Origin of the sequence: Parafrankia discariae (genome assembly GCF_000373365.1) — a bacterium.
Lineage (GTDB): Bacteria > Actinomycetota > Actinomycetes > Frankiales > Frankiaceae > Parafrankia > Parafrankia discariae.
This window is the reverse complement of sequence record NZ_KB891123.1, coordinates 1-6,914: the sequence shown is the minus strand read 5'-3', so window position 1 is coordinate 6,914 and position 6,914 is coordinate 1. Positions and strand designations below refer to the sequence as shown.

General features: G+C 73.4%; 3 protein-coding genes and 1 pseudogene. 2 read left to right on the top strand and 2 right to left on the bottom strand.

The features are described 5' to 3' along the window. Both B056_RS42400 and B056_RS0105960 read left to right on the top strand, forming a co-directional pair. Positions 1 to 156 (top strand): IS3 family transposase (locus B056_RS42400; RefSeq protein WP_154676865.1); only part of this gene is annotated, 156 nt, incomplete at its 5' end. A gap of 47 nt (positions 157 to 203) precedes the next feature. Further along, a pseudogene (locus B056_RS0105960) lies at positions 204 to 458 on the top strand (integrase core domain-containing protein); the annotation flags it as partial. A gap of 114 nt (positions 459 to 572) precedes the next feature. On the opposite strand, the gene B056_RS0105955 reads toward B056_RS0105960, so the two are convergent. Next, the gene (locus tag B056_RS0105955) at positions 573 to 6,224 is read right to left on the bottom strand and encodes a type I polyketide synthase (RefSeq protein WP_018500978.1); all 5,652 of its coding nucleotides are present in this window, start codon (positions 6,222 to 6,224) and stop codon (positions 573 to 575) included. A 42-nt stretch (positions 6,225 to 6,266) separates the two neighbouring features. Then, positions 6,267 to 6,914: IS6 family transposase (locus B056_RS0105950; RefSeq protein WP_018500977.1), on the bottom strand; the 648-nt coding region annotated here is incomplete at its 5' end.

Here is a 6,914-nt window from a genome sequence, read left to right as displayed (position 1 = left end):
TACCCAACCCGCCGCGCCGCACGTACCGCGATCGCCGAATACATCGAGGTCTTCTACAACCGGCAGCGACTCCACTCCACTCTCGGCTACCGCACTCCCGAACACATCGAGCGCGCATACCACTCAACCCAGAACGAGGTGATAGAAGCAGCATAAAGCTGCTATAGTCCGTCTACGTCCGTGTCCGAGAAACGGGCAGCACCTCAAACGCCTACGCGGAACGGTTCGTGCGAACCGTCCGGACCGAGGTCACCGACCGCATGCTGATCTTCGGTGAACGGCACCTACACGCTGTCTTGGCCGAGTACGCGACCCACTACAACGGACGACGACCCCACCGCAGCCGCGACCTTCAACCACCACGGCCCGACCACCCCGTCGCCGACCTGAGCAAGGAACGAATCAAACGCCGACCCGTCTTCGGCGCCCTGATCAACGAATACGAACGAGCCGCCTAAAACCCCAGGTCAACACCGGTAGCCGAGTTCTGACACCCCACACCCTCGGGCCGCACGCGTGAACCGCCGGCGCCGCCCATCAAGCAGCGCCGACGGTTCAGTTCGCAGCGGGTCTTATTCGCCGCCGTCGAGCGGGAGCTTCGTGTGGTCGGCGAGGCCGGCGGCGAGAGTCGCGACGGTGTCGTACTTCCAGATGAAGTTCCCCGGCAGGGAGATCCCGAGCCCCGGTTCCAGGCGGGACCGCAGTTCGAGAGCCAGCAGCGAGTCGAAGCCGAGGGACCGTAGCGGGATGTCCGGGTCGAGCACGGACTGGCCCAGCCGGAGGACGGCCCTGAGGTGCTCGGTCAGGTACGCCTCGAAGGCCGTGCGCCGCGGGAGGCCGGGAGCCACCGCGCGTAGCCCGGCCAGGACAGCGCCCGGCCTGTCCGCGACCGCGGCGGCGGCACCCCCAGCGCCCGGAACGACCACGGCGCCCCCGGCGGCGGCCGATGGGGCGTGCTCGTCGTCGACGAACTGGGCGAACAGCGACGAGGAGCGGCCCGCGGCCGGAATCCAGGAGCCCGGCTCGCCGGGGAGCACACCCGCGCGCCGCCGCCCGTGGACGAGCAGCGTCTCCAGCGCGGCGAGCCCGGCCCGCACCGGGATCATCGCGTACCCACGCTCGGCGAAGTCGGTGGCGGCGCCCACCTCGGCCCACGGCCCCCAGTTGACGACGGTGGTCGCCAGCCCCTGAGCGCACCGCCAGTCGGCGAAGCCGTCGAGCCAGGAGTTCGCGGCGGCGTACGCGCCCTGCCCGGGGTTACCGAGCAGGGAGGCCATCGACGAGTAGAGCACGAACCAGTCGAGGTCCGCCCCGGCCGTCGCCTCGTGCAGCCGCCACGCGCCGAACGTCTTCGGATGCCACACTCGCCGCACCTGGTCGGCAGTGATCGTGGTGAGGGCGGCATCATCCAGAACCATCGCTGCGTGAACGGCGCCACGCAGCCGGCCGCCCCCGGCGGTGGCGGCGGCGACGAGGCGCTCCGCCACACCGGGCTCGGCGACGTCACCGAGCACCACCTGGATGTCCGTACCGCCCGCGGCCAGTTTCGCGATGCGCTCCCGGACCTCCTCGGCGGGCTCGGACCGCCCGTTGAGCACCACTCTGGCCGCGCCCTTCTCCGCCAGCCAGGCGGCGGTCTCCAGGCCGACGCCGCGCAGGCCACCGGTGACGATGTACGAGCCGTCCACGCCGACCGGCGACGGCGGCCCGTCGGGCAGCACGGCCTCGGTCACCGCGTCGCCGGGGACCTCGAGCACGACCTTGCCGATGTGCGCGGCACCGGCCATCAGCCGAAACGCGTCCGTGGCGGCCTCGAGCGGGTAGGTCGTGACAGGCAGCGGCGCGAGCTCGCCGGCGGCGAGCGCCGCCGTCAGCTCCCGCAGCATCCGGGCGACCCGCTCCGGCTGGTGCCGGTAGAGCTCGATCAGGTTCACCCCGGCGAAGGTGATGCTGTTACGGAACGGCGCCAGCCCGAGCGCCGAGTCCGCGAGGATGTCGCGCAGCCCGAGCTCGACGAAACGTCCGAAGGGCCGCAGGCACTCCATTCCGGCGCGGATCGCCGGCCCCGACAGCGAGTTGAGCACGACGTCGACGCCCTGCCCGCCGGTCGCGGCCAGTGTCCGCGCGCTGAAGTCGACCGAACGCGAGTCCATGACGTGGGTGATGCCCATGCCGCGCAGATAGGCGCGTTTCTCCGGGGTGCCGGCGGTGGCGAGGACCTCGGCTCCCAGCAGCCGCGCGACGGCGATCGCGGCGAGACCGGTCCCGCCGGTGCCGGAGTGGATCAGCACCCGCTCGCCGGCCCGCAGCTGGGCGACGTCCCGCAGCGCGTACCAGGCGGTGAGGAAGGCGGTGGGGATGCCCGCGGCGGTGGCCGGGTCGAGTCCGGCGGGTACAGGCATGGTCAGGTCGGCGTCGATGGTCAGGAACGAGCCGAACGCGCCGCCGTCGGTGAAGTTCACCGCGAGTACCGCGTCGCCAGGCCGGCGGTCGGTGACGCCCGGCCCGACCGCCGTGACCACGCCGGCGCACTCGAAGCCGATCGGTGTCTGCGGCAATGCCCCCAGGCAGATGAGGACGTCCCGGAAGTTCAGGCCGGCGGCCTGGATCCGGACCTCGACCTCGCCGTGCCCGGGTGGGCGCCGGTCAGTGGCGACGAGCCGCAGGTCGTCGAGATTCCCGTTGCCGGGCGGCTGCAGGGCGAACCGATCGTGGCCGTACCGGACCGTACGCCGCCCGGCGGCACCACGCTCGGTGGCGGTCACCGGCGCGGGGGTCAACCGGGCGACGAAACGGACACCGGCCCGCAGCGCGACCTCGTCATCGGCGGGGCCGGAGCGGGCGCCGTGGACATCGCCGAGCAGCTCGGCGACGACGGCCGCCACATCCGGGCCGGGATCGGCGTCGATGTGTGCGGTGCGCAGCTCGGGGTGTTCCAGCGTGAGCACCCGGAGCAGTCCGCGGATACCGCCGTGATCAAGATTGGGGGCTGCGTTCCCGCCCAGGGCGTGTGCACCTCGGGTCACCACGGTCAGGCCGGGCGGCACTCCGGGCAGCTCGGCCAACGCCGCGGCGACGCCCAGCACCGTCATGGTCTGCTGCTGCGCCCGCGCCGGATCCGGCGGGAATGGTGGGCCGGCCAGGCCCGACGGGTCGACCTGGGCACCGGGCGCTGGCTGCGCGGTCGCGCCGTCGAGGATGACGACCACCCGCCGGCCGGCGGCTCCCCCGTCGTCCCCGGTGAAGGATGCCACCCAGGCCCGCCGGGTGTCGTCGGGACCGGGCAGCGGCTGGATGTCGACGTCCGCCCCGGCGGCGGACAGGGCCGTGCCGAGCGCGCCCACCGAACCGCTCGCGTCGCCGAGCAGCAGCCATTGGCCGGCGGCCCGCGGCTGGGCCGGCTCCGGGCGGGGTGACGGCTCCCAGTCGATCCCGTAGATCCAGCCCCCGGGGCCGCCGGACGCCCGGGCGTACCCGGAACCGTCGAGGCGACGCTGGCCGTCCTGGTGGACGAGTCGCATGCCGTCGATGGCGACGACGAGCGCGCCGGCCTCGTCCAGCAGGCGGACCTCGCCGGTGAGAGTGCCCGTCCCGGTGGCGTCCAGGCGGGCGTGGCAGTAGCGCACGGTCGCCGGATCGCCGTGGATCCGGATGCTGTCCGTCCCGGCAGGCAGCACCAGACCACCGGACGCCGACCCGGCGACTAGGCCGGGCATGCAGGTCAGCAACGTCTGGGCGGCGGCGTCCAGCAGCACGGGGTGCACGGCCAACGCGTCCTCGGTGGCGTACGCCTCGGTCGGGATCCCGATGCCCGCCCAGGCGCTCCCACCGTCCTCGGACAGGTGCAGATCGGACAGCGCCGTGAACGCCGGGCCGTGGTGAATGCCCCGCTCCCGCATGGCCTCGTACAGGCGCGCGGGGCCGACCCGCCGGGGATGGGCACCGGCGAGTTCCGCCAGGCCGCCGGCGGCGGTGTCCGGCGGCGGGTCGTCGTCGGCGCACGTGACGGTGGCGGCCATGTGACGGGTCCAGGCGCCGTCACCGTCCCGCGCGTGGATCTCGCACTCCGCCTCACCGGGGCCGGTGACGGCGGCCGTCATCGTGATCTCGGTGTGCTCGCCCAGGTAGAGCACCTCCTCGAAGGCGATGCCGGTGACCCGCACCCGGGCCGGCCCCACCTCGAACACCTCGGTGGCGGCGGTGACCGCCAGCGAGCAGTAGGCGGCGCCGGGCAGTACCACGCGGTCGTGCACCAGGTGGTCAGCCAGCCAGGGGATGACCGCGGTCCCGGTGTCGGCCCGCCAGACGTGGCGCAGATGCTCGCCGGGCACCACCAGGTGCTCCCCGGGCAGCGACCGGTCCACGGGCTCCCTGCCGTCGAGCGCCGCCGGCCCGCCACGGCCACCGGCGGCCGCCGGAGCCTCGCGGTCCGCCCAGTGGCGCCGGCGGTCGAAGGAGATTGTCGGCAGGTCCACGAGGTCGCCGGTCGGGTAGAGCACGGACCAGTCCACCGGAACTCCCGCGCAGTGCGCGGTCGCGAGACTGGTACGGAAGGCGGCCACGCTGTCCTCGTCGCGACGCAGCGTCGGCAGTACCACCGGCTCCCGCCCGGCCGCGGCAAGGATGTCGGTGACCGACCGGGTGACGACCGGATGCGGGGAGATCTCCACGAAGACCCGGTGCCCGTCGGCCGCGGCCGCGGTCACGGCGTCGCTGAAGCGCACGGTACGGCGCAGGTTCGCGCACCAGTAGGCGGCGTCGAATTCGTGCTTCCCCCGCGGGTCCTCCGCCGCGGTCGAGTAGAAGCGGACCTCGGCCGGCCGGGGGCGCAGTTCGGCCAGTTCCGCGGTGAGGTCGGCGAGCAGCGGGTCGACCTGGGGTGAGTGCGAGGCGACGTCCACCGCGATCTGATGGGCCGCCAGGCCACGCGCGGTCCAGTCGGTGACTAGATCCCTGATCCTGTCCGCGGCGCCGGAGACGACGGTGGAGCCGGGAGCAGCCAGGACCGCGACAGCGACCTCGCCGCTCGCGCCGGCCGCGGCGAGCTCGGCCTCGGTCGCGTACCGGTCGAGGCCGACGGTGGCCATCGCGCCGAGGCCGGCCACCCGGGTGAGTAGACGGGAACGGCGGCAGATCACCCGGACACCGTCGGCCAGGGTCAGCGCGCCGGCGACGACAGCCGCGGCCGTCTCCCCCATCGAATGACCGATGACCGCCACGGGCTCGACACCGTGGGCGCGCCACAGCGCGGCCAGCCCGATCTGTACCGCGAAGAGCAGGGGCTGCACCCGGTCGCACCCGGTGACCGCCTCCCGGCGGCGCAGCACCTCCAGCACCGAGAAACCGGCCTCGGCGGCGATGAGAGGGTCGACCTCGGCCACCGCGGCCGAGAACACCGGCTCCGCGTCCAGCAGGTCGGCCCCCATGCCCGCCCACTGCGAGCCCTGGCCGGAGAACACCCACACCGCGCCGCGCCGCACGCCCCGGGCGGCGGCCCCGGAGACGACGTTGGGGACCAACCGGCCGTCCGCGTAGGCGCGCAGGTCCCGGATCAGATCCTTCCGCGAGGCCGCCACAACAGCCAGCCGGCCGTTCCCGGGGGACCGCCTGCGCGCCAGAGTGTAGGCGACGTCCCGCAGACCCGCGCCCCGGGCAGGCGCGCCGGCACCGGCCGCGGGATCGCCTCCGGTGGCCGCGTCATCTCCGGGCTCGCGCTCCAGCCAGTCCGCGAGCCGGGCCGCGGCGGCGGGCAGCACCGCGGGCGACCCGGCGGGCACCAGGACCACCTCCGGCCCGCGGGCCCCGCGGGCCCGGACGGCCGACGACTGGCCGTCTACTCGGCCGGACTCGTGTTCGGCCCGTGCCGGAGTACACGCGGCTGGAATCGGGGGACGGCTCACCCCGGCCGTGGCCTGTTCGAGCACCAGGTGCGCGTTCGTCCCGGAGAACCCGAACGAGGAAACGGCGGCCAGCCGCGACGGCGCGGCGCCAGGCCAGTCGGCCAGCCCGGTGGGCACGAAGAACCGCGACCCGTCAGCGTCGATCGCCGGGTTCCACCGGGTGAAGTGCAGGTTCGCCGGTATCTGGCCGTGCCGCAGGCACAGCACCGCCTTGATCAGGCCGGCGACACCCGCCGCGGGCTCCAGGTGCCCCAGGTTCGTCTTCACCGAACCGAGCGCGCACCGCGCGCCATCGGTGCCGTAGGCGCGACGGCGCTGTTGCATTACGGGAAAGTTGGACATGCCAGCGGCCTCGATGATCGCCGGTCAGACGGCTGCGGCGAGTTCGGTGAACGCGGCGGCCAGCCTCAGCGGCGGGTGGGTGTCGATGGCGAGTTCGTAGTGGCCGCGGCGGATGTTCTGCACCAGGGCGTGTCCGGCGCTGACGGTCTGGACCGAGCGGAGGCGTTTCAGCCCGAGCATCGGCCGGAGCCGTGCTTTCAACCGGCTGTGGTCGGCTTCGATCCGGTTGTTCTCCCGGGCGGCATCCACGTGACAGGCCTCGGGGAGCAGCTCGTCGAGGATCCGCGGGTAGACGGGTGCCTTGTCGGTGGTGACCTCGGCCGGCCGGCGCCCCTGCGTTAGCGCCCGACCGAAGAAGCGCTGGGCAGCGGCTTGGTCGCGTCGTGTGCTGGCGAGGACGTCGATGACCTGGCCATGCTGGTCGACGGCCCGGTAGAGGTAGGTCCATCGGCCGGCGACCTTGACGTACGTTTCATCGACGAACCACCTGTCCCCGGGCCGGTGCCGACACGGCCGAGCAGCCTCGACCAGCAGAGGCGTGAAGCGCCGCACCCACCGATACACCGTGACGTGATCAACATCGAGGCCGCGTTCGGCGAGGAGCTCCTCGACATCCCGGTAGGACAGCGCGTACCGCAGGTACCAGCGGACGGCGAGGACGATCACCTCCGG